The sequence below is a fragment of the Streptomyces sp. NPDC090442 genome (assembly GCF_044769405.1).
In the GTDB taxonomy this organism is placed as follows: domain Bacteria; phylum Actinomycetota; class Actinomycetes; order Streptomycetales; family Streptomycetaceae; genus Streptomyces.
Genome location: NZ_JBIVXW010000041.1, coordinates 1 through 23,747, shown reverse-complemented (window position 1 = coordinate 23,747; position 23,747 = coordinate 1). Strand labels below are relative to the sequence as shown.

Below are 23,747 nucleotides of genomic sequence, written 5' to 3'. Positions count from 1 at the left end.
CATCCTCACCCGCATCACGACTCTTCTCGTGCACCGACCATTGACACCCGCAACCAGTTGATCAATCATGACTCTTGGGAATAAGGAACAAAATATCGAGTATTTTCGGCCCCGCTAGGACAGTTGGCCGCGGCAGCGATCCCTGGATATCGCCACCGTGGCGCAAAAGCGAGCACCTGGTGGGTGGCGGTTGTGGCCCTTCGACACTCCGACGCCCCCTGCCGGCTGGGCACGGGCTCAGCCCCCCGTGCCGGCGGCGTTTCGTGCGCCAATGGCCGGTTCGGCACCGCCCGTTGGGTGGCGTGCGGGCACTTCGAATGTCCTCCCCCACAGAGGAAAGCGATGGTTCTCCCGGTGACACAGACCTTCCCGCACCCGAACGGCGTCCCCTCCGAGCGAGCGGTCCGGCCCGGTGCCGCGGCGCCGGGTGAGGGACCGCCGCAGCCGCTGTCCTTCGCCCAGCAACGCCTTTGGGTGTTGGACCAGTTGGAGGGGGCCGAGGCGGCGTACAACGAGATGGTGGTGCACCGGCTGCGCGGCCCGTTGGACGCGGTGGCGCTGGCCCGGGCGCTGGACGCGGTGGCGGCGCGGCACGATGTGCTGCGGGCCCGGATGGTCACCGTCGACGGCGAGGTGTACCAGGTCGCGGGTCCGGCCGATGCCGGGTATCCGCTGGTCACGGTCGACCTGTCGGGCGAGGCGGATCCCGAGGCGCGGCTGGCGGAGGTGCAACGGGCGGAGGCCGAGGCGCCGTTCGAGCTGGGCGTCGGGCCGTTGGCGCGGGGTCGGCTGGTGCGCTTGGCAGCGGAGGATCACGCGCTGTTGTTGACGATGCATCACATCGTGTTCGACGGCGCGTCGATGGTGGTGATGATGCAGGAGTTGGGGGCGCTGTACGCGGCGTTCCTGGGCGGCGCCGAGGCTCCGTCGGAGGTGTCGGGGGCGCCGGAGCTCCAGTATGCGGACCATGCCCGGCGGCAGCGGGAGTGGGCGGCGGGGCCCGAATGCGCCGCGCAGGGGGCTTACTGGCAGGAGCAACTCGCCGGCGCGCCACCGTTGTTGGAGGTTCCGGCGGACCGACCGCGGCCGCCGGAGCAGGATCACCGCGGAGGGCGGGTGGCGCTGCGGGTCGACGCGGAGGTGACCGCGGCGCTGTCCCGGCTCGCCCGGCGGCACGGTGGCACCCTCTTCGTCGCGGCGCTGACCGGCTGGTCGGTGGTGCTGTCGCGGTTGACCGGCCAGTCCGACATCGTTGTCGGAGCCCCGGCGGCGAACCGGCGTGGTCGGGCGGCCGGCGAGGCGATCGGCTTCTTCGTCAACTCGCTTGCGCTGCGCACGGATCTGTCCGGGAGCCCGACGGTCTCCGATGCGCTGCGGCGGGTGCGGGCCGTGGTGCGGGGCGCCCTGAAGCACCAGGACGTGCCGTTCGAGCGGGTGGTGGAGCTGGTCAATCCGCCGCGCAGTGCCGCGCACACGCCGCTGTTCCAGACGATGTTCGCCTGGACGCCGTCCCGGCGGGGGCTGTTGGACTTGCCGGGAGTGGCCGCGGAGCCGCTGGAGATCCCGTTCGCGGCGGCCAAGTTCGACCTCGCGCTGTCGCTGGCGGAGGAGGACGGGTGCCTCGTCGGGCATCTCGACTACGCCACCGCGCTGTTCGATCACGTGACGGCCGAGCGGTACGCGGGGTATCTGCGGCGGGTGTTGGGCGAGATGGCCGCCGCGCCGGAGCGGGAGATCGGCGATCTGACGCTGCTGGGCGAGGCGGAGGAGCGGCGGTTGGTGGCCGATTGGGACGCGACGCGCGGAGCGGGTGCCGTGCCGGCGGCGGCTCCTGGTGGGCTGGTGGCTCGGTTCGACGCGCAGGTCGCGGAGCGTCCCGGTGCCACGGCGGTGGACGCCGCCGGTCGGCGGCTCGACTACCGGTCGTTGGCGCGTCGGGCGGGGCGGCTGGCACGGGCGTTGGTCGAGCGTGGGGTGCGGCCCGGTCAGGTCGTGGGTGTGCACGCCGGGCGGACGCCGGAGTTGGTGGTGGGTGTCCTGGGCGTGCTCAAGGCGGGTGCCGCGTTCCTGCCGCTCGATCCGGGGCAGCCGGCCGAGCGGCTGGCCGCGATGGTGGCGGACGCCGATCCGGCCCTGGTGTTGACCGATGTCGCGGACGCCCCGGATGCCTGGCTGGATGTGCGGGCGGTCGAGGCGGAGGCGGGGTCGGACGGGGCGCCGGAGGTGGTGGCGGGGCCCGGGGACCTCGCCTACGTGCTCTACACGTCCGGGTCGACGGGGCGGCCCAAGGGCGTGGCGGTGACCCACGGCAGCCTGCTGAACCTGTTGGACACCTGGCTGGACCGGTTCGGGGCGGTGCCCGGCGAGGCGGCGTCGGCGTGGTCCGGCATCGGCTTCGACGTCGCGGTCCAGGAGTTGCTGCTGCCGTTGACGACGGGCGCGGAGCTGCATCTCGTGCCCGACGAACTGCGGGCCGATCCCGAGGCGTTGTTGGGGTGGATGGGCGAGCGGCGCATCGTGCAGGCGTATCTGCCGCCGACGTATGTGCGGTGGATCGACGAGGCGCCACGGGAGCGGTTGGCGGGGCTGGTGCTGCGGCAGTTGCTGACGGGGGTGGAGTCGCTGCCCGAGCGGGCGCTGTACCGGATGGAGCGGGCGCTGCCGGGCCTGCGGATCTGTTACGGCTACGGGCCCACCGAGGCCACCGTCTACAGCACCGTTTACACCGATCCGCAGCCGCTGGACCGGCCGTGTCCGATCGGTCGGCCGCTGGGCAACACCCGGCTGTACCTGCTCGACGACCGGCTGCGGCCGGTCCCGCCGGGCGTCACGGGCGAGATCTGGTTGGGCGGCGCGTCGCTGGCGGAGGGCTACTTCCGGCGCCCCGATCTGACCGACGAGCGGTTCCGGGCCGATCCGTTCGTGCCGGGCGGGCGGATCTACCGCACCGGTGACCTGGCGCGCCGACTGCCCGACGGCAATGCGGAGTTCCTGGGCCGTCGGGACGACCAGGTCAAGCTGCGCGGCTTCCGGATCGAGCCGCGCGAGGTGGAGACGGCGCTGCTGGCGCTGGACGGGGTGCGGGAGGCGGCGGTCCTCGCCGACCGGGACGACGCCGGGGAGTTGCGACTGGTGGCCGCCCTCGGCCGGGGCGGGCGGGCGTCGCGCCCGCCGCAGGAGTGGCGCACCGCGCTGGCCCGACTACTTCCGGACCACATGGTCCCCGCGGTCTTCGTCGAGCTTCCCACCCTGCCGCTGAACCGCAGCGGCAAGGTGGACCGGGCGGCGCTGCTGGCGGCGGTGCGGGCGGTGCCGTCGCAGGTGAACACCGTCGCGCCGCGCGATCACGTGGAGCTGGCGCTGCACCGCATATGGCAGGGCGTGCTGCTGCGTCCGTCGATCGGCATCGGCGACAACTTCTTCGCCATCGGCGGCACTTCGGTCTCCGCCATCAAGGTGGTCTCGGCGATCCGGGCGGAGTTCGGCGAGGTGCTGCCGGTCCGGGACATGATGACGCACCCGACGATAGAGGCGCTGGCCGGGCGGTTGCGATCCGGTGCGGCCGGGCAGCCGCAAGGCAGTCTGATCGAGTTCCGGGCGGGTACGGGACGGCGGCGGGTGGTGTGCGTCCATCCGGCGGGCGGGACGGCGTTCTGTTACCTGCCGCTGGCGACGGCCCTGCCGCCGGAGGTCGGCGTGTACGGCGTGCAGTCGCCGGGGCTGAACCCCGGGGAGACGCCGCTGCCGTCGGTCGGGGCGATGGCCGAGGGGTACCTGCGGCTGATCGGGGTGCGCGAGGACGAGTCGCTGGTGCTGTGCGGGCTCTCGTACGGCGGGTTGATCGCCCATGAGATGGGGCGGCTGTTGGCGCGGTCGGGGCACCGGCGGTTCAGCGTGGTGCTGTTGGACACCCGGAGCACCGACGACCCGGTGGAGCGCGCGGCGTTCGCGCCGGTGGACGCGGCGGAGTTCCGCGCGAAGCTGGTGCGGTTCAACGGGATGTACCCGGGCATCGAGGACGCCCAGATCGATCGGTACTTCCGGATCTACAACCACAACCGGATGACCGCCCGGGACTACGAAGTCCCCTTCTCCCCGGCCCGGTTGGTGTTCGTCCAGGCCACCGAGGAGGGTGACGAGGCGGCGGTGCGGGGCGCGGTGGAGTTCTGGGAGCGGCGGGCCGGTGGCGGTCTGGTGACCGAGCCGGTGCGCTGCGGTCACTGGGACGTGTTGGAGGGCGACCAGGTGCCGCGGGTGGCGGAGCTGATCGTCGGGGAGTTGGGGCGCTCGGCCGCACCACCGCCGTCGGGCCCGGCCCCGGCCGCGAGCTCCTGTCCGGGTGGGGCGGCGTGATGGGGGCGGCGGCCGGGGGGTCGGCGGAGGTGACGGGCCTGGCCCAGGGCGTGCACGCGCAGGCCCTGCGCACCCCGGGGACGACCGCGGTGTGTGACGGGAAGGTGTCCTTGGACTACGCGGCGCTGGACGCGGCCGGCGCCGCGGTCGCCGAGGAGCTGTGCCGCCGGGGGGTGCGTCCGGGGCAGGCGGTGGCGGTGCAACTGCCGCGGTCCTGGCGGCTGGTCGCGGTGATGCTCGGCGTGTTGCGGCTGGGCGCCCGGGTGGTCCCGCTCGATGCGCTGAGCCCGCGGGAGCGCCGGCGGCACATCCTCGCCGACGCGGACGCCGTGGTCCTCGTGCACGGCCCGCGACGGCCCGACGGGCTGCCGGAGGGCGTTCTGCCGCTGGCCGCGGACGGGTTGCTCGCCGGGCGGGAGGATCTCCCGGCCCCGCAGCGTCCGCCGTTCACCGGTGCGCCGGTCTCGTTCCTCTTCTACACGTCCGGAACGACCGGGCTGCCCAAGGGCGTTGAGGTGCGGGACGCGGGAGTGCTGCGGCTGGCCCGGCCCGGCTATCTGGAGCTGACCGCGGGCGCCCGGTTCGCGTGCCTGTCCAATCCGGCCTTCGACGCGCTCACCTTCGAGGTGTGGGTGCCGCTGCTGACCGGCGGCACCTGTGTGATCGTCGACGACGCGGACGTGCGCGACCCGGAGCGGCTGGCGGCCGTGCTGGTGCGCGAGCGGATCGACACGCTGTTCGTCACCGCGGCGCTGTTCAACGCCGTCGTCGACACCGCGCCCGGCTGCTTCGCCGGCGCCCGGCAGGTGCTGATCGGCGGCGAGCAGCTCAACGCCCGGGCCCTCCGCGGCTGGTACCGGCACAACCCCGGCGCCCCCACCGCGCTGCTCAACGGCTACGGGCCGACGGAGACCACCACGTTCGCGGTGTCCTACCGGGTGCCGCGCGACTTCGCCGGGGACGTGGTACCGATCGGGCGTCCTCTGCCGGGGACCGGTGCGGTGGTGGTCGCCGACGGACGGCGGGTCGCGGTGGCCGGGGAGGTCGGCGAGCTGTGCCTGTCGGGCTCGGGGGTGGCCGCCGGGTACCGCAACCTGCCCGAGGAGACGGGGCGCCGCTTCGTCCGGCTGCCGTGGTACGACGGCGGCCGGGAGCGGCACTACCGCACCGGCGACCTGGTGCGGGCGGACGCCGACGGGCTGTTGACGTACGTCGGCCGGGTCGACCGGCAGGTGAAGGTGCGGGGCTTCCGGATCGAGCCGGGCGAGTTGGAGCGGCGGATCGTCGCGCATCCGGCGGTGCGGCGGGCGCATGTCTGCACCCGTCGGGCCGGGGCGGACGGCCCGTACGAGCTGCTGGCGTTCCTGGTGGCCGACGACGGGCTGTCGTACGCGGAGTTCGAGCGGCACCTCGCCGACGGGCTGCCCACCTACATGCGGCCGCACCACCTCTTCCTGGTCGATGAGGTGCCGCTGACCGCCAACGGCAAGGTCGACGAGACGGCGCTGCTGGCGCGCGCGGAGCGGCCGTGGCGGCGCCCGGCGGGCGGCCCGTCCGCGGTGGTCACGCCGTGGCAGCGGGAGGTGTTGGGGCTGGCCGGTGCGGTGCTGGGGCTGCCGGACGTGGCGCCGGGTGACCGGTGGGTCGCGGCCGGCGGCGACTCGTTGAAGGCGCTGCGGTTCTGCTTCGAGGTGCGGCGCCGCTGGGGCTGCGAGCTGGACCGGGGGCTGGTGCTCGGCGGCGATCTCGCGTCGATCGCCGAGGCGGTGGCGACCGCCCGCGGCGCCGAGGGCTCGCCGTACCCGGCGGTGCCGCCGCCCTCCGGGGCCGAGCGGGCCCCGGCCACCAGCGAGCAGCAGCGCCTCTGGCTGCACCAGCAGCGCTCCCCCGGCTCCCGCGCCTACCACGTGGGCCAGGCGTTCCGGCTCGACGGAGTGGTTGACGCGGCGGCGCTGCGACGTGCGCTGCGGGGGCTGGTGGCGCGTCATCCGGCGCTGCGGACCGGCTTCGAGGCGACGCCGGAGGGGCTGTGCCAAGTGGTGGGCGCGCCGTACGACCCGTGGACCGAGCCGTACCGGGTGCCGGTCGACGAGGAGGGCCAACGCGCCTTCGCCGCCGAGTACTTCGCCGAGCCCTTCGACCTGGCGAGCCCGCGGATGCTGCGGGCCTGTCTGCTGCCGGACGACGGCGGCGGGGTGCTGTTGCTGCAGCTGCACCACATCGCGGTCGACGGCTGGTCGCTGAACGTGCTGTTCCGCGAGCTGTCGGAGGGCTGTGCGGCGCCCGCTCCGGAAGACGGGGTGCCGGTCGAGCCGCCCGCCGCCGGGTTCACACCGCTGGACCACGCGCACTGGCAGGCCGCGTGGCACGCCCGCCCCACCTACCGCACCCGGCGCGCCGAACTGGCCGCGCACTACGGGCGGTCTGCGGAGTCCGGGGAGCCGCTGCTGCCCGCGCGGGCGCTGCCGTGCCCCGAGGCGCGGCTGTTGCACACCCGGCTCGACACGGTGCGCCGCACCCACGTCGACCGGCTCTGCGCGGAGCTGGGCCTGACCCGTTTCCAGGTGCTGCTGGGCGTCTTCGCGTGGGGCCTGTACGCGGTGACCGGCCGCACCCGGCCGCGGATCGCCGCGCCCGTCGCGGGCCGCCCGGTGCCCGAATTCGCCGACGGCGTCGGCATGTTCGCCAACACCGTGCTGCTGCCGCTGGCCGTCGCGCCCGGCGAGGGGCTGCGGGCGCAGCTGCTGCGCTGGGGCGCGCAGGTGCGGGAGGTCCTGGACCGGCAGGACGTGGCGTTCTCCGACGTCCTGGAGGACCGTGCGGAGCGGGGCATGGACGACGGGGCGCCGTTCGACGTCCTCTTCGTCCAGGAGAACACCGACTTCGCGGCGCTGCGGCTGCCGGGCTGCACCGCCCGTCCGCTGTGGTGGCCGCCGTCCGAGGCGAAGTGCCCGCTGACGCTGTCCGTGGTCGCGTACGCGGACGGCCTGGAGTGCGTGTGGGAGTACGCGGCCGACCACTTCGGGGCGGACGAGATCGCGGCGCTGGACGGGTTGTTCCGGCGGGGCGTGGACCTGCTCGCCGCCGGCGGTGCGGACACGGCCGACGAGTTGGCCGCCCCCTACCGCGCCGCGCTGCCCGACCACGGCCGCGGCCCGGCCTCCCGTCCGGCGTACCCGACGGTGGCCGAGGGCTTCGCCCGGCAGGTCGCGCGCACCCCGCACGCCCCGGCCGTGGACGACGGGGCGGGGACGGTGGACTACGCCACGCTGGACCGGTACGCGGCGGTACTGGCGGCGCGGTTGCGGGCCGCCTTCCCGGTGGCGGACGGGGCCACGGCCCGGGTCGCGCTGTATCTGGAGCCGTCGCTGACGCACGTGGTGGCGCTGCTGGCGCTCGCGCGGCTCAACCTCACGGCGGTGCCGCTCGATCCGTCGTACCCGCCGGCGGTGCTGAGGCAGGTGCTGGAGCAGGCGGAGCCGCTGTGCGTGGTGGTGCCGCCGGAGGGTGCGCGGGGTCTGGACGCGGTCGATCCGGAGGGCCGCACCGTGCGGTACCCGGTCGCACTGTCCGCGGACGCGCCCGCGGAGCCGTTCGTGCCGCACGCAGGGGCCCGGCCGCTCTACGCGCTGTTCACCTCCGGCTCCAGCGGTACCCCCAAGGGCGTGGAGGTCTCCGACCGGACCCTGTGCAACCTGCTGACCTGGCAGGCCGCCGACGGCGGGCTCGGGGCGCCCGCGGCGACCCAGCAGTTCTCGATGCTCTCCTTCGACGTGTCGTTCCAGGAGGTCTTCGGGACGCTGTGCGGCGGTGGCACGCTGCACCTGATCGGCCCCGGACTGCGGCAGGACCCGCCCGCGCTGCTCGCGCAGTTGGAGTCGTCCGGCGCGCAGCGGATCCACCTGCCCTACGTCGCGCTGCAACTGCTCGCCGAGCACGCCGTCCTCCTGGGCCGCTACCCCGCGAAGCTGCGCGAGGTGGTGACCGCCGGCGAACCGTTGGTGTGCACCGACGCGATCCGTCGCTGGTTCGCGGGGCTGCCCGGCACCCGGCTGTTCAACCACTACGGGCCGACCGAGACGCACGTGGTCGCCGCGCTCTGCCTCGACGGGGACCCGGCACTGTGGCCCGAACGCCCGGCCATCGGGCGGCCGGTGGCCGGCGCGGTGCTGCGGGTGGTCGACCAGGACGGGCGGCCGGTGCCGCCCGGCTGCCCCGGCGAACTCCTCATCGGCGGCACCATGGCCGCCCGCTGCTACCTCGGCGCGGGCGACGGGGGCGCCGGGAACCCGCTCAACACCGAACGGTTCACCGAGCTGCCGGGCTCGGGCCTGTGCTACCGCAGCGGCGACCGGGCCCGGTTCGACCGGGACGGGCTGCTGCACTACCTGGGCCGCGACGACGCGCAGATCAAGCTGAGCGGGCACCGGTTGGAGCTGGGCCAGGTCGAGGCGGCGCTGCTGCGCCACCCGGAGATCACCAATGCCGTGGTGGTGCCCGACGGCGACGCCCTGGTCGCCTGCTTCGAGTGCCGCGCCGACGCCCCCGCCGCCGACGGCCTCGCCGCCCATCTGGCGACGCTGCTGCCCGCGTACGTCCGCATCGCCCGCTTCCGTAGGCTGGCGACGCTGCCGCGCACCCCCAGCGGCAAGTTGGACCGGGCGGCCGCGCTGCGCGCCCCGGGCGACGACATCGCCGGCGGGGCGACGGACGCCCCCGCCCTGTCACCGCGTGAGCGCCAACTGGCCGCGCTGTTCGAGGCGGTGACCGGCACGGCCATCGCCCCCGACCGGAGCTTCTTCGAGGCGGGCGCCTCCAGCCTGACCCTGATGCGCTACCACCTGCGCTGCGCCAAGGAGTTGGGGACCCGCTTCACCGTCGCCGACCTCTTCGAACACGTCACGGTGCGGACGCTGGCCCGCTTCCTGGACGTGACGGCGGGAGAAGCGGAGGCCGAGGACACCGCGACGCCTCGGTCGGAACCCGCCCGCACGCCCGCGTCCGTACCGTCGCCCGCCGCCGACGCCTCGGACACCCCTCCTGCGGGCGAGCCGATCGCCGTCATCGGCATGGCCGTTCGACTGCCCGGTGCGGTGGATCTGGCGGCCTTCTGGGAGCTGGTGCGTACCGGCGCCCGCGGCATCGAGCACTTCGACGCCGCCGACGGGCTGGTCGGGGCGCGCAGCCAGATGGCCGGGCTGCTCGACTTCGACCCGGACCACTTCGGGATCAGCCGGGCCGAGGCCCGGCTGATGGACCCGCAGCAGCGCCATCTGCTGATGTGCGCGGCGCAGGCCCTGGCGCACGCCGGCATCGCCGACCCCTCGTCCGGTCCCTCCTCCGGTCCCCGCACCGGTCTGATCGCGGGGGCGGGCGAGAGCACCTACTTCCAGTCGATGCTGCGGGAGGCGGACCCCTCCGCGCTGCCGGACGGCTTCCGGCTGGCGCTCCACCACGAGAAGGACTTCCTCGCCACCAAGGCCGCCTACCACCTGGGGCTGACCGGTCCGGCCTTCACCGCCCAGGCGGCGTGCGCCAGTTCACTGGTGGCCGTGCACCTGGCGGCGGGGCTGCTGCGGCAGGGCGACGCGGACGTGATGCTGGCCGGCGGGGTGCTCGTCGATCCGACGCTGAGCGGCGGCTACCGCTACCAGCCACAGCACATCTTCTCCGCCGACGGCCACTGTCGCCCCTTCAGCGACGATGCCAACGGCACCGTCGGCGCCAGCGGTGTCGGCGTGGTCGTGCTCAAGCCGCTGCGCCACGCCCGGCGCGACGGCGACACCGTCTACGCGGTACTGACCGGCTCCGCCGTGAACAACGACGGCTCGGAGAAGCTGGGTTACAGCGCACCGTCGCTGGCCGGGCAGCGTGAGGTGATCCGGGCGGCCCTGCGGCGCAGCGGCCGGACCGGCACCGACCTGTGTTACGTCGAGGCGCACGGCACCGGCACCCGGCTCGGCGACCCGGTCGAGATCGCGGCGCTGCGCCAGGCGTTCGGCGTCGCCGAGCCCGACCGCTGCGCGCTGACGTCGGTCAAGAGCCAGTTGGGGCACCTGGGTGCGGCGGCCGGCGTGGTGGGGCTGATCCGGGCGGTGCTCAGCGTCCACCACGGCGTGATCCCGCCGCACGCCGACTTCCGCGCCCTCAACCCGCACATCGACCCCGACCCCACCCCGTTCCACTTCCCGACCACCGCGTCCCCCTGGCCGGACGGGCGTCCCCGGGTCGCCGCGGTCAGCAGCTTCGGTATCGGCGGGACCAACGCCCATGTGGTGCTGGAGGGTTCGCCGGACGCCGGGCCGGAGCCCGTCGAGCCCCACGGCCCGCTGTTCCTCTCCGCCTCCAGCGCGGCGGCGCTGCGCACCGACGCCGAGCGGATCGCCGACTATCTGGCGGCCCACCCGCAGGCGTACGGGGCGGTGCTGCGACACCTGCGGTCCGGGCGCCCGGCACGCCGCTGGCGGGCGGCCGCCGTCTGCCCCGACGCGGCATCCGCGGTGCGATGGCTGCGCAGTGTGGCACCCACCCGGCCGGTCACGGTGGCCGCCGACTCCCCGGCGCAGACCCCGGACGAGGCCGTCGCCGGCTGGCTCGTCGGAGCGGCCCCCGCCCCCAACACCGGCCCGGCGCCGGCTCCCTGGGACTTCCCGCCGCCCGCCTTCGACCTGGCGGAGTACGACTTCCCGCGCGCCCGCGCCGACACCCCGCCCCCCGCCCCCGACGAGGGCCCACGACGGCTCGACGAGGCGGACTGGCTGAGTCAGCCGCACTGGGTGCGGTGGTGCCGGGCCGGTTCCGGCGGCCGGGTGCGGGCGGCCCGCCGGCTGGTGCTGGTCACGGACGGCCCGGTGCCGGCCGCCGCGCTGCGGGAGTTCGCGGACGCGTTCGCCCGGGTCGTCCGGGTCACCACCGGGGCCGTCTTCGCCGACCGCGGAGACGACGTCTTCGAGGTCGATCCGGCGGACGTGGCCTCCTGGCGGCAACTGCTCGACGCCCTCGGCCCGGACGAGACCATCAGGCTCGACAGCACCGACTGGCTGCACGCGCTGCCGCTCGGCGTCACCGGACCGGTCGGCCGGGCCGCCCTGGAGCGCGCCGAGCGGGCCTGCCTGGACTCCCCCGCGGCGCTGGTCCAGGCACTGGCGGACGTCCCGTCCGGGTTCCGGCCCCGCCTGTGGTGGCTGTCGTACGGGGCGCAGCCCGTCGAAGGCGGCGTCGAACGGCCGGAGTTGGGGCTGCTGGCCGGCGTCGCCACCGTCGCCGGTCAGGAGGGCGCGGCCGACGGACGGTGGCTGGACCTGCCCGGCAGCGACCCGGCCGACTGGGCCGGTCCGCTGCCCGCGCTGCTCACCGCCGGGCCGCCGCGCGCGCGGGTGCCGGAGCGGTTGGCGCTGCGGCACGGCCACTGGTGGCACCCGGTCGTCGCGCCCCTGCCCGCCGCCGCGGGTCCCGCGCCGCAACTGCCCGCCGACGGCGACCACGTGGTGCTCGGCGGCACCGGTGGCATCGGCACCCATCTCGCGGCCTGGCTGCTGGAGCGGACCGGCGGCCGGGTGCTGCTGCTGTCCCGCCGACCGCACCTGCCACCGGCGCTCGCGCCCTGGGCCGACCGCGTCGAGCTGATCGAGGGGGACCTCGCCGACGCCGACGGGTGCGATGACCTGCTGGCCCAACTCGGCGCCCGTACCGCGCGCCTGGCCACCGTGACGCACGCGGCCGGCGTGCCGACGGGCGGGCTCCTTGTCCGGCGCCCCGCCGCCGCGCGCGACCAGCGGGCGAAGCTGCACGGCGCGCTGCTCATGGAACGGCTGATCGCGCGGTACTCCCCCGCGCTCGCCGTGTACTGCTCGTCGATGTCGGCCCGGCTCGGTGGGATCGGGCAGTACGACTACGCCGCGGCCGCCGGCCTGTTGGACGGCTTCGCCCACTACCGGCCGGACGACGGCACGACCGCGCGGCTCGCCCTCGACTGGGACGTGTGGCGCGAGGTCGGGATGGCGCTCCGCGTCCCGGCGAGTGACGCCCGGCACCGCGCCCACCTCGCGGTGGGCCTGACGACCGAGGAAGGGCAGCGGGTCTTCGGCCGCGCCGTCGCCCTCCAACTGCCCCAACTCCTGGTGTCCACCACGGACATCGAGCAGTCCCGCGCCTTCTACGCCGGACCCGTGCCGCCCCCGAACGCCCGGGACACCGCCACACCGGCACCGCCCCCTTCAACACCCCCGGTCACCCAAGCCCCCCAACCAACCACCAGCCCCACCACCCCGGCCGCACTCCTCACCGACTGGCTGCGCGACTGGCTGGACGCCGACCCCCTCGACCCCGACGCTCCGCTGTACGACCTGGGCGCCGACTCGCTCACCCTGCTGGACCTGATCAGCGTGGTCAAACAGCACTACGGCGTCGAGGTCGACCTGGCGTTCTTCGGCCCCCGGGTCAGTCTCAACGACCTGTTGGCCCACCTCGCGGCGGACCGGGCCGAGGGCGCACCCGCCGACGCGGTGCCGCTCGACGTCTGGCAGGAGGGCACCGGGCGGGAGGTGGTGTGCCTGGTGCACCCGGTCGGCGGCGACATCCAGGCGTACCGGTCGTTGGTCTCCGCGCTCGACGCGCGGGCGACGGTCTGCCTGATCGCGGACCCCGCCCTGCGCGACCCGTCCGCGGCCGCGCCGACACTGGCCGAACGCGCCCGTCGCTACCACGAGGCGCTCGACCGCCGGTTCGGCGACGGCGCCTGGAACCTGCACCTGACGGGTTGGTCCTTCGGCGCCTGGACGGTGGTCGGCATGGCCGCGCACGCCGAGGCGGCGGGCCGTCCGGTGCGCGGCGTCCATCTGCTCGACCCCCCGCCACCGGACTCCGGTCCGCACTTCCAGGGCTACGACGACCAGCAGTTGGAGCGGGTCTTCGCCCACGAACTGAGCTCGGCGCGCGGCGCGTTCACGGGCGGGGCGCAGGCGTACGCGCGGCGGCTGGCCCAGTGTTGCCGGGCGAACCTGGCGAGCATGGTGGACCACCGGTTGCCGCGCCTGACGGCCACCCCCGCCCGGGTGTGGCTGGCGCAGCACCCGACGCCGGGTCTGCCCGCCCCGCTCTCGGCCGCCGACCACCAGGCGCTGTGGCGCGCCCACCTCGCCCTGCCCGCTGACTGGCGGCAACTCCCCACCGACCACTACGGCATCGTCCGACCACCACAGGTGCACGCCGTCGCCGCGGCGCTCAACGCGGCGCTCGACGCCGCCCCCGCACGCCCCTGACCGACGTCCTCCCCCACTCACCGAAGACCGAAGGAAGTCAGCACATGGAGCAGTACGAACTCGACGCCCTCAAGCGCCTCACCGGCCGGCCCGCAAGGGACTACCGGACGATCGGGGTGGACCCGCTCACCCCGGTCATCGGCGCCGAGGTCTCCGGCGTCGACCTGGCCGGGGAGCTGCCGGCAGAGCAACTCGCCGAGCTCAAAACCGCGTTCCTCGACCACCATGTGCTGGTCCTGCGCGACCAGGACATCTCCCCCGAGGACCACAAACGCTTCGCGGCGCACTTCGGCGAGCTGCGGCCGGTGAACCCGCCGCCGGTCGACGGCGACCCGTACGTCCTGGAGATCGTCACCACCCCCGAGTCGGGGAACGTGGCGGGCAACGGCTGGCACGCGGACGGCACCGCCGACGCCGAGCCCTCGTTGGGGTCGATGCTGCACATCCTGCGCATCCCCGAGGGCGGCAGCGGCGGCGACACCCTGTTCGCCAACATGCACCTGGCCTACGAGCTGCTCTCCCCGACGCTGCGCGAACTCCTCGACGGGCTGACCGCAATCCACGACGGCCTGCTGGCCTTCCGGGGCTACACCGTGCCCGAGGGCTACGAGGTGCCCAAGAACGAGCACCCGTTGGTGGTGCGCCACCCGGAGACCGACCGCAAGCTGCTCTACGTCAACCCGGCCTACACCGACCGCATTCCGCAGCTTTCCGAGAGGGAGAGCCGGACCCTGCTCGACATGCTCTTCCGCATGACGGCGGAGCGCTCGCTGCTGCACTGCCGGGTCCGCTGGGCCCCCAACACCCTGGTGTTCTGGGACAACCGCTGCGTCCAGCACCACGCGACGTACGACTACCACCCGCTCACCCGCTACGGCCGGCGCGTGGCACTCAACGGCGGCCCGTTGAAGGGCTGATGGAGACGCGGGGCGCGGAGCCGTTTCGGGGGCGCCGCGCCCCGGGCCGCGGCGCAGGAGTATTTTCCGCGTTACGGCACGGAGCCGTAGGGGTCGCCGGCGAACGAGGCAGGGCACCATGGAGCCAATGCCGTCGACCGTGTCGTCACGCTCGATCGACCCCCGCCCGGAAGGAAGAGTGAAGACATTGTCCCATCCCGAAATACGCCGGTACCTGGCTTCCGTCCGGCGAGCCACCTCGGCCCTGCCTGCCGGCCGTCGCAAGGAGCTGATCGACGACCTGACCGAGCACATCCAGGTCGCCTCGGCCGAACGTCCCGGCGAACTGGCCGCGATCCTGGCCGAGTTGGGCGACCCTGACGAGATCGCCTCGACGGCCCTGCGCAGGTACGGGACGGCAACAGGCCGCCGCGGGGCGCGCAACCCGCAGCTCATCGTGACGCTCCTCGCCCTCGGATCGATACTGGGCGCGCTCAGGCAGGTCCCGCACCTGGGCCAGTTGGCCCTCGTCGCGATGGTCGCCGGCGTGGTGGCGCTGTGCCTGTCGCCGTGGTGGACGGCCCAACAGAAGTGGATCGCCGTCGCCTGGTTGGTGCTGCCGAACTGGGTCCTTGCCGCTCTGCACGGCACGGTGGCCGGTTTCGGTCACGGAGCCGAGATCGCCAACACCCTTGTGGCAGTGGCGATCCGCGCGGCCGCTCTCGTATGGCTATGGCGCCGTCGGGTGGCCCCCGAGCCCGGGCGGAGCCGGCTCCGCCTCCCGCGCTGGGCACTGGTCCTGTGCTGGTCGGCGACCGGACTCGTCGTCGCCCTCGAAGTGGTCGTCTGGCTCGGCACGTTCACGCTCTCCGGCCACCTCCACGAGGTCAAGGGCTCGACGTTCTCTCCTTGACGTCTCCGCCCAGAGGCGACTCGGGGGCGCCGGGAACCGTTCCCCGGCCCTGGTGAAGCTGCCGGGGAACCCTGCTCCCCACGAGTCGGGCTCTGCCCCGACCCGAGTCCGGCGAGGTCGCCTCAGTCCTTCACCTCGCTGGTGGCCATCGCCGAGACGGTGAGGTCCTCGGCTTCCGGAAGCGCTTCCACGTCGACGCCTCGCACCTGGGACAACTCGTGTTTGAGTGCGGCGAGTTCGGCGCCGCCGGCCATGTGGTTGGTGAGCTCGTCCAGACTGACGTCGTCCCGGGAGGCGTTCAGTTCGATGGTGCCCAGGCGCAGGACGCTGAAGTGGTCGCCGACCATGTAGGCGTGGTGCGGGTTGTGGGTGATGAAGATGACGCCGAGGCCGCGGTCGCGGGCGGCGGCGATGTATTTCAGCACCACGCCGGACTGCTTGACGCCGAGGGCGGCGGTGGGCTCGTCCAGGATCAGCACCCGGGCGCCGAAGTACACGGCGCGGGCGATGGCCACGCACTGGCGCTGGCCGCCCGACAGGGTGCCGATGGGCTGTTCCAGGTCGTCGAGGATGATGCCCATGTGGCGCAGTTCCTCGTCGGCGGTCTTCTTCATCGTCTCGATGTCGAGCCGGCGCAGGGGCCAGGGGCCCTTGGTGATCTCGGAGCCGAGGAAGAAGTTGCGCCAGACCGGCATCAGGGGGACGGTCGCCAGGTCCTGGTAGACGGTCGCGATGCCCCTGTCCAGGGCCTCGCGCGGCGTGGAGAAGCGCACTGGCCGCCCGTCGACGGTGAACTCGCCCTCGGTGTGCTGGTGCAGGCCGGAGATGATTTTGATCAGGGTGGACTTCCCGGCGCCGTTGTCGCCCAGGACGCAGGTGACCTGGTTGGGGAACACCGTGAGACTCACGCCGTGCAGAGCGCGGATGTTGCCGTAGGACTTGCCTGCGTTGCGGAGCTCGACGACCGCCCCGTCCTTCTTGGGGGCGGCGCCGGTGGGCGCGGTGAGGTGGGTGGCGGTGTTGTTGCTGGATGTCATGAGGGTCACCTCCTGGTCGCCGACTGGCGGACCCACAGATTGATGAGCACGGCGCCGAGCAGCATGACCCCGAGGAACGCCTTGAACCAGTCGGGGTTCCAGCCGGCGAACACGATGCCCTGGTTGACCATGCCGAACATGAAGGCGCCGAAGACGGGGCCGATCGCGCTGCCGGCGCCACCGGTCAGCAGGCAGCCGCCGATGACCGCGGCCGCGATGTAGATCAGCTCCTGGCCGACGCCCTCGCCGGACTGCACGGTGTTGAAGGTGAAGAGCTGGTGCATGCCCACGAACCAGGCGCCCAGGCCGACCAGCATGAACAGCGAGATCTTGGTGAACGTGACGGGCACGCCGACGGCTCGCGCGGAGTCCTTGTTGCCGCCGACCGCGAAGATCCAGTTGCCGTACTTGGTGCGCAGCAGGACCCAGGTGGCGAGGGCGGCGAAGGCCAGCCAGTAGAAGACGGTGATCTTCACTTCGATGCCGCCGACGTTGAAGGACGACGCGAAGATCTTCCTTGCCTGGTCGAAGCCGTCCATGCGGCTGATGTCGTCGGTCGCCACGTTGGTGGTGACCAGCTTGGTCACCGCGAGGTTGACGCCCTGAAGGATCAGGAAGCTGCCCAGGGTGACCAGGAAGCTGGGCAGCCCGGTCTTCATCACCATCCAGCCGTTGAAGAACCCGACCGCCAGCGACACCAGCAGCGCGACGATCACGCCCATCCACACGTTCATGGTGAGCTGGTAACTGAGCATGCTCGCGGTGAGCGCGGAGGTGACGACCGCGACACCGGACGACAGGTCGAACTCGCCGCCGATCATCAACAGGGCCACGGGCAGCGCCATGATCCCGATGGTCGACGACTGGTACAGGACCGTCGCCATGGAGCTGCCGTCGCGCAGCGGCGGGGCGGCGATCAGGAAGAAGACGTAGACGGCGACGGCGCCGAGGAAGACACCCACGTCGGGGCGGGCCAACAGGCGGAATACCAGGGGCCGTTCGGCGGTACGCCCGTCGGTCTGCTGCGGGCCCGGGGCCGGCGGTGTGGTCACCGCCGGCTCGGCGTGCTGGGTCATGCTCATCATCGGGTGCCGTTCGCGGCGAAGCCGGCGACCTTCTCGACGTTGCTCTTGTCGACGAAGGCCGGACCGGTCAGCACCGGCTGCTCGCCGCCGCCGCTGTGGTTGCCGTTGTTCTTGTAGAGCGACAGGGCGTCGACCGCGAGGTAGCCCTGGAGGTAGGGCTGCTGGTCCACCGCGAAGGAGATGGTGCCCTTGCTGATGGCGTCGGTGAGTTGCTTGTTGAGGTCGAAGGTGGCGACCTTGGCCTTGCTGCCGGCGTCGGACGCGGACTGCACGGCGGTCAGCGCGATCGGGGCACCGAGTGTGACCACCTGGTCTATCGCGGAGTCCTGCTTGAGTTTGGCGGTGATCGTCGCCTTCACCGAGGGCATGTCGGTGCCGTTGACGTAGAGCGTCTGCAGCTTGCCGGAGAAGGTCTTCTTCACGCCATCGCAGCGCTGGGTGAGGGGGACGTTGCCCTGCTCGTGGATGACACAGACGGCGTTCTTGGTTCCGGTCTTGTTGAGCCTGTTGCCCAACGCCTCGCCGGCCACGCTCTCGTCCTGGCCGAAGAACGACAGCAGTCCGAACTCCTTCCAGTTGCTCAGGCCGGCGTTGAGGCCGGTGACGGGTATGCCCGCCCGGTCGGCCTTGGCGACGACCGACTTGAGGGCGTCCGGCTTGGCGAGGGTGACGGCGATGCCGTCGACCTTCTGGTCGATCGCGTTCTGCACGAGGTTCGCCTGGTTGCCCGCGTTGGGGTCGGCGGAGTAGATCAGCTTGACGTTGTTCTTGGCCGCGGCGGCCTCGGCGCCCTTGCGGACGATGTCCCAGAAGGTGTCACCGGGGGCCTGGTGCGAGACCAGTGCGACCGTCATGCGGGGAGTGGTGGCTTTGCCCGCGGAGGCGTTGGCCTCGCCCTCCTCGGACTTCTTTCCCCCGGAACTGCTGGAGCAGCCGGCGAGGGTCAGGGCTGCCGCAGACGTGAGGGCCATCAGGGGGACCACTCTGCGGGAGCGTGCGTAACTAGAACGTTGCATGTCCTGAACCTCACTGCGCGACGGGGGAGGGAAGGGGAAACAGGGCTGCAAGAATCCGGAGACCGACCTCTGTTGCCCGGATTTGAGCCAGTTGCCGTGAATGCGGCGGTTGGCTGGATCAAACCCTCGCTCGCACCTGATGTCAATGCTTTGTTAGGACATCATTTCATTTGGCGCCCCTAGTCGATCATTTCGGAACGAGGTCCGGCGTCTCCACAAGCAAATGAGGCCGCAGGCCAGTTGGCGCAGGCCGAGACGGAGGATGCCGGCAGCGCGGGGCGTTAAGCTCCCGCCTCATGGTCTTGCTGAGCGACCCTCGGGTGCGCAACGTTCCGGTGCTGGAGTGCGGCGAACCTCTGGTAGAGATCGCCGGCGATTCGGGCATCACGCTGGACCCGAGGGAACGGGACGCGGCCGGGGAGTACGGGCGGGTCCGGGCCGGAGTGCTCGAACGCCTCCGCTCGGCGTCCGAGCGGCTCCCCGCGGGCGTCCGCTTCCTTGCCGTCGAGGGCCATCGCAGCCTGGCGGAACAGGCGCGTCGGTTCACACGCTACGAGGATCGCCTGCGCCTCTCGGGCATCACGGATCCGGCCGAACGTCGGCGCCGAACCAGTGCGTTCGTCTCCCCGGTCGAGGTGGCCCCGCACTGCGCCGGCGCCGCCGTCGACCTGACGCTCATCGCCGCGGACGGCGTCGAGCTGGACATGGGCGGACCGGTGAACGGTCATCGCACGGGCGACGAGCGAGCGTGCCCACTCGACGCCCCCGGTTTGTCGGAGGCCGCACGGAACAATCGCGGCCTCCTGGCCCGGTGCCTGAGGGCGGAGGGCTTCGTGAACTACCCCAGCGAGTGGTGGCATTGGTCGTACGGCGACCGCTATTGGGCACTCCTGAGTGGCGTCCGCGCCGCCCGCTACGGACCGATCTGACCCGTCGACCGACACGGCCATGGGCACGGCGGGGCTCCGCCCACCAACCACCAGCGACTTTCGGACATGCCGTTGCATCGGCGATCTCCCGCGCGCGACGCCCGCCTACAGTTCCCCGCATGGCTCTCGCAGACGGCGTTCCGCGGCTGTTTCGGAACGGCACACCGCGGAAAGGCTCGCTGCGGAACAACCCACCACCGCGGTGGGCAACGCCGATTGGCGCTCCGCTCGACCCTCCGTGGCGTGTTGGGCGAGAGGAGCCGGAGAGGCGGGGGTGGCGGACCGTGTGTCGTATCGCCGCGGCTGGTCGTCGGCCGGTGGGTTGTTGCCCTCCAGGTCCTGACCTGCGTCGTCCGGTGCGGGCCGAGGCCGTGCGGAGCTGCCGGTGACGGCGCCCGCGACGCCGGAGCCGGCACCCGACGGACCGGAGTTGGCGCCAGCGGGACCGGAGTTGGCATCCCCACGGCCGGGCACCTCGGTGCTCGTTGCCGGTGCCTACTCCCTGGATCTGGTGTTCCGCGAGTTGGCCGGGCCGGTGGCGTTCGGCTCCGAGGTGTGGGCCGGCGGGCTGGGCATGGTGCCGGGCGGGGCCTTCACGCTCGCGATGGGGCTGCGACGGCTGCGCCATGACGTGGTGTGGGCGGCCGACTTCGGCTCCGATGTGTTCAGTCGGGAGGTCCTCGCCGCGGCCCGCGCCGAGGACCTGGACGAGCGGGCCTTTCGGCACCACGTACGACCGTTGCGGAATGTCACGGTCGCGCTGTCCGGGGCCGAGGACCGGGCGATGATCGCGTACGAAGACCCCGTCGCCGTACGCCCGTTGGCGGAGCTGATCGCCACCTACCGGCCCGCCGTCGTGATGTTGCCGTACCTCCAGTACGGTCCGGAGGTCTCGGCCGCGCTCGATGTGGCCGCCCAGCACGGTGCCCGCGTGTTCATGGACTGCCAGGACTATCCCGGCGACGTCGGGATGCCCGACGTCGCCAAGGCGCTCTCGCAGGTGCAGGTGTTCGCGCCCAACGAGGCCGAGGCGCTGCGGATCACCGGGACGGACAGTGCGGCGGAGGCGCTGGAGATCCTGGCGGATCTGGTGCCGGTGGCGGTCATCAAGCGGGGCGGTGCGGGGGCGATCGCCGCCGAGGCGGGTCGTCGGACCGCCCAGGCGGCGCCCGCCGTGCCGGTGGTGGACACCACGGGGGCCGGTGACTGTTTCAACGTGGGTTTCCTGCACCAGCGCCTGGCGGGCGGTTCGCTCGACGAGTGTCTGGCCGCGGGCGTGGCCTGCGGCACGGCCGCGGTGACCGGCCCCGGGTCCGGCGCCGCGCCGGACACCGCCGGGCTGCGTGCCTGGCTCGCACGCCTCCCGGCATGAGCCGGCAGCACACCAGACAGCTCGATGGCCAGTCAGCGGCGCGAAGGAGCGGGATGTCCGAACAGGCGTGGGACGACGCGGTGGTGGCCCGACCCCCGGATCAGGACGTCCGGGTCCTGGTGGCCGATCTGGACGGCACGTTGCTCGGCGGCGACGAGGGCGCGCGGCGACGGCTGCGCCAGGCGCTGGACCGGCACCCGGACATCACCGTGGTCTTCGCCACCGGTCGCGGACTGCCCTCGATCCGGGCACGGCTGGCCCGTGATCCACTGCTGCCCGTCCCCCGCTGGATCGTCGCGGACGTCGGCGCCAGCGTCATCGACGCCTCGGGGATGACTCATCTCGACGCGCTGGAGGGGGAGTTACGCGCCGGTTGGCCCGGGTCGGAGCCGATCCGGGCGGCCTTGGACCGCTTCCCCCAACTCGTCTACCAGGAGGGCGTGGCGCAGGACGGCCGCTGCTCCTTCTTCCTCTCCCCCGAGCACCTGTCCCCCGAGATCACCGCGGCGGTGCGGCAACTCGGCTGTTCCTGGACCTATTCCGACGCCCGCTTCTTCGACGTCCTGCCCCCGCACGCCGGCAAGGGCCAGGCGGTGCAGCGACTGGCCGACAAGTTGCAGTGGCCGCGGGGCGGTGTACTCGTGGCCGGCGACTCGCTCAACGACCTCTCGCTCTTCCGACTCGGCAGCCACGGCGTGATCATGGGCAACGCCGAACCCGCGCTCCCCGCGCAGGTCCCCGACAGCCCGTTGGTCCACCGCCCGCCGCTGGACGGCGCCGCCGCGATCCTGGACGCCCTGGAACGCCTCGGCTGGGTGCGGCGCACCGCACCGGTCGTCATCGGCTATCACCGTCCGCCGGTGCGCTGGTCGCAGGGACGTTGGCGCCTCCCTGCAAGTCCGAACGGGATACTGCCGACGATGACGTCCGTCCTGGGCGACGGCGCCCGGGAGTTGGACGCGGTATGGGCCGCCGCCCTGGTGGACGAGGAACCCAACACTGCGCGCCCTCCCGTCCCGGCCGCCCCGTCCCTCCCGCTCGCGCTGCTGGGCATGACACCCGAGCGCTGGTCGGGCTACTTCCACGGCGCCTGCAAGGAGACGCTCTGGCCTGCGCTGATGTCCCAACCACAGCTCATCCGGCGCTGCCCGTCGCACTGGTCGGACTACGAGGCCGTGAACGCGGCGTTCGCCAGGCACATCGGCGGGCACGCCGCACGCGGCGCCACGGTCTGGCTGCACGACTACAACCTCTGGCTCGTCCCGGGCATCCTCAAGTCCCAACGGCCGGACCTGACCATCGGCCTGTTCCACCACACCCCCTTCCCCACCCCGGACGTCTTCCGACAGCTTCCGGACGCCGAGCAACTGTGCCGCTCTCTCGCCCGGCTCGACTGGGCGGGCTTCCACACCGCGGCCTTCGCCCACAACTTCCGCCGGCTGCTGGCCGGTACGGGCCGGGTTCCGCGTACCGGCGTCCATCCTCTGGGCATCGACCACGAGGCCGTCTCCACACTGGCCCGGGCGAGGGCCGAAGCCCGCGCGGCGCACTCGCCCACCGGCGACGCGTCCCCGCTCGTCCTGTCCGTGGAGCGGCTGGACTACGCCAAGGCCCCCGTCCACAAGGTCCGCGCCGTCGACGCCCTCCTGGAACGGGAGCCCCGACTGCGGCAGCGACTGCGCTTCCGCCTGGTGTGCCCGCCCGCCGAGCCGGGCATCCGCGCCTACGACGCCACCCGCGCCGAACTCGAAGCGACGATCACCGCCGTCAACGACCGCTGGTCCAGCGGCGGTTGGCGCCCCGTCGAATACCTGCCGCGCGCCCTCCCCTTCCCCGCCGTGGTCGATCAGTACCTCGAAGCCGATGTGTTCTGGGTGGCTTCCCTGGCCGACGGCATGAATCTGGCCGCCAAGGAGTATGTCACCGTTCGCTCCGCCACGGACCGCCCAGGCGTCCTCGTCCTCTCCCGCCACGCCGGCGCCGCCGAGCAACTCGCCCCCGCCGCCCTGCTCACCGACCCCAATTCATGCCAGGACCTGGTCGACACCCTGCATCGAGCACTGTCGCTCTCGCCCGCCGAACGCGCCGCCCACACCGCCGACTTGGCGGCTCTCCTCGACGGCCGGTCACCCACTGACTGGGCCCGCGGCATCCTCGGGGACATCCGCGGCGGCCAGGCGACATCGACCGCGTTGTAGGGTTCCCTCATGTCTGCGTCGGGGGTGGGTTTTCTTGTCTGGTTCGGGCTCGGTTGGTGGTTGTTGGGCACCAGTGCGTTCGACGGGGCCGCGCGGCCGATCCTCGTCGTGATGGGTGGTGCGGCGGCGCTGGGGCTGCGGTTCACGGCTCGGCGCTTCCTGCCGAGACAGGAGGCCGGCTCCCTCCCGCCGGACCGGCGGCGGCGGTTCCGGCTGGTCAACGTGGTGCAGTGGGCGCTGATCGCCGCCGTGGTCGTGGGGTGCGTGAGCGCGGGGGTTCCGGTGCTCGTGCCGCCGCTGGTCGCGGTCGTCGTGGGCCTGCATTTCCTGCCGTTGGTGACGGTCTTCGGGCAGCCGCGCTTCCGGGTGCCCGCCGCCCTGCTGGTCGCGGCCGGGGCGGTCGGCGGAGCCGTCTGGCTCGCCGGCGGCCCGGATGCGGCGGTGCGCCTGGTGGTGGGACTGCTCAGCGCGCTGTCGCTGTGGGGCGTGGCGACCTGGGCGGCCGCCGGCGCGGCCACTGCCGCCGGACGAGCGGCGAGCGGCCCTCCGCCCGACAAGTAAGCGGCGACCAGCGGTGGTTGATGGCCGGCCTCGCTAGGGCGCTTCTGACGGATCTCCGCGGCGTCGCGGCGTCTGGCACGCACTCCCCCACGCCTTAAGGGCGCGGGGGGACCCCCTGCGGCGTTGC

General features: G+C 73.0%; 11 protein-coding genes. 8 read left to right on the top strand and 3 right to left on the bottom strand.

Going from position 1 to position 23,747, the window contains the following annotated elements:
• Window positions 1-342: 342 nt before the first annotated feature.
• From ACIQU6_RS26645 to ACIQU6_RS26630, 4 genes are all read left to right on the top strand, one after another.
• Window positions 343-4,353: an amino acid adenylation domain-containing protein gene (locus ACIQU6_RS26645; protein WP_403484199.1), complete on the top strand. Its 4,011-nt coding sequence runs from the start codon at window positions 343-345 to the stop codon at window positions 4,351-4,353.
• The gene (locus ACIQU6_RS26640) at window positions 4,353-13,613 is read left to right on the top strand and encodes an amino acid adenylation domain-containing protein (RefSeq protein ID WP_403484255.1); all 9,261 of its coding nucleotides are present in this window, start codon (window positions 4,353-4,355) and stop codon (window positions 13,611-13,613) included. The genes ACIQU6_RS26645 and ACIQU6_RS26640 overlap by 1 nt, the downstream gene beginning before the upstream one ends.
• A gap of 44 nt (window positions 13,614-13,657) precedes the next feature.
• Window positions 13,658-14,530, top strand: a complete 873-nt coding sequence (locus ACIQU6_RS26635; RefSeq protein ID WP_403484198.1) for a TauD/TfdA dioxygenase family protein — start codon at window positions 13,658-13,660, stop codon at window positions 14,528-14,530.
• Window positions 14,531-14,708: 178 nt separating this feature from the next.
• Window positions 14,709-15,422, top strand: coding sequence for an HAAS signaling domain-containing protein (locus tag ACIQU6_RS26630; protein ID WP_403484197.1), 714 nt, complete (start codon window positions 14,709-14,711; stop codon window positions 15,420-15,422).
• Between the two features lie 122 nt (window positions 15,423-15,544).
• Here the strand turns inward: ACIQU6_RS26630 and ACIQU6_RS26625 are convergent, their stop codons facing one another.
• Genes ACIQU6_RS26625 through ACIQU6_RS26615 form a run of 3 tightly spaced genes read right to left on the bottom strand, consistent with a single transcriptional unit; the run spans window position 15,545 to window position 18,560 of the window.
• Window positions 15,545-16,459: an ATP-binding cassette domain-containing protein gene (locus tag ACIQU6_RS26625; RefSeq protein WP_403484196.1), complete on the bottom strand. Its 915-nt coding sequence runs from the start codon at window positions 16,457-16,459 to the stop codon at window positions 15,545-15,547.
• Window positions 16,460-16,464: 5 nt separating this feature from the next.
• Window positions 16,465-17,541 (bottom strand): ABC transporter permease, encoded by a 1,077-nt coding sequence (locus ACIQU6_RS26620; RefSeq protein ID WP_403484254.1) that lies wholly within the window; start codon window positions 17,539-17,541, stop codon window positions 16,465-16,467.
• Window positions 17,541-18,560, bottom strand: a complete 1,020-nt coding sequence (locus tag ACIQU6_RS26615) for a substrate-binding domain-containing protein (RefSeq protein ID WP_403484195.1) — start codon at window positions 18,558-18,560, stop codon at window positions 17,541-17,543. The genes ACIQU6_RS26620 and ACIQU6_RS26615 overlap by 1 nt, the downstream gene beginning before the upstream one ends.
• Before the next feature lie 296 nt (window positions 18,561-18,856).
• Here ACIQU6_RS26615 and ACIQU6_RS26610 point away from each other — a divergent pair, with 296 nt between their 5' ends.
• The 4 genes from ACIQU6_RS26610 to ACIQU6_RS26595 all read left to right on the top strand — a co-directional run bounded on the left by ACIQU6_RS26610 (window position 18,857) and on the right by ACIQU6_RS26595 (window position 23,620).
• Window positions 18,857-19,489, top strand: coding sequence for a M15 family metallopeptidase (locus ACIQU6_RS26610; protein ID WP_403484194.1), 633 nt, complete (start codon window positions 18,857-18,859; stop codon window positions 19,487-19,489).
• Window positions 19,490-19,874: 385 nt separating this feature from the next.
• Window positions 19,875-20,861, top strand: a complete 987-nt coding sequence (locus ACIQU6_RS26605) for a carbohydrate kinase family protein (RefSeq protein ID WP_403484193.1) — start codon at window positions 19,875-19,877, stop codon at window positions 20,859-20,861.
• Between the two features lie 53 nt (window positions 20,862-20,914).
• Window positions 20,915-23,059 carry an HAD-IIB family hydrolase gene (locus ACIQU6_RS26600; RefSeq protein ID WP_403484192.1) on the top strand — a complete coding sequence of 715 codons (2,145 nt, stop codon included), beginning with the start codon at window positions 20,915-20,917 and terminating at the stop codon, window positions 23,057-23,059.
• Between the two features lie 9 nt (window positions 23,060-23,068).
• Window positions 23,069-23,620 carry a hypothetical protein gene (locus ACIQU6_RS26595; RefSeq protein ID WP_403484191.1) on the top strand — a complete coding sequence of 184 codons (552 nt, stop codon included), beginning with the start codon at window positions 23,069-23,071 and terminating at the stop codon, window positions 23,618-23,620.
• Window positions 23,621-23,747: the final 127 nt, after the last annotated feature.

Bases quoted from the DNA above. Each gene is read 5' to 3' on its own strand.
- ACIQU6_RS26645 (WP_403484199.1), top strand. From the start codon at position 343: ATGGTTCTCCCGGTGACACAGACCTTCCCGCACCCGAACGGCGTCCCC.
- ACIQU6_RS26640 (WP_403484255.1), top strand. From the start codon at position 4,353: ATGGGGGCGGCGGCCGGGGGGTCGGCGGAGGTGACGGGCCTGGCCCAG.
- ACIQU6_RS26635 (WP_403484198.1), top strand. From the start codon at position 13,658: ATGGAGCAGTACGAACTCGACGCCCTCAAGCGCCTCACCGGCCGGCCC.
- ACIQU6_RS26625 (WP_403484196.1), bottom strand. From the start codon at position 16,459: ATGACATCCAGCAACAACACCGCCACCCACCTCACCGCGCCCACCGGC.
- ACIQU6_RS26620 (WP_403484254.1), bottom strand. From the start codon at position 17,541: ATGAGCATGACCCAGCACGCCGAGCCGGCGGTGACCACACCGCCGGCC.
- ACIQU6_RS26615 (WP_403484195.1), bottom strand. From the start codon at position 18,560: ATGCAACGTTCTAGTTACGCACGCTCCCGCAGAGTGGTCCCCCTGATG.
- ACIQU6_RS26610 (WP_403484194.1), top strand. From the start codon at position 18,857: ATGGTCTTGCTGAGCGACCCTCGGGTGCGCAACGTTCCGGTGCTGGAG.
- ACIQU6_RS26600 (WP_403484192.1), top strand. From the start codon at position 20,915: ATGTCCGAACAGGCGTGGGACGACGCGGTGGTGGCCCGACCCCCGGAT.
- ACIQU6_RS26595 (WP_403484191.1), top strand. From the start codon at position 23,069: ATGTCTGCGTCGGGGGTGGGTTTTCTTGTCTGGTTCGGGCTCGGTTGG.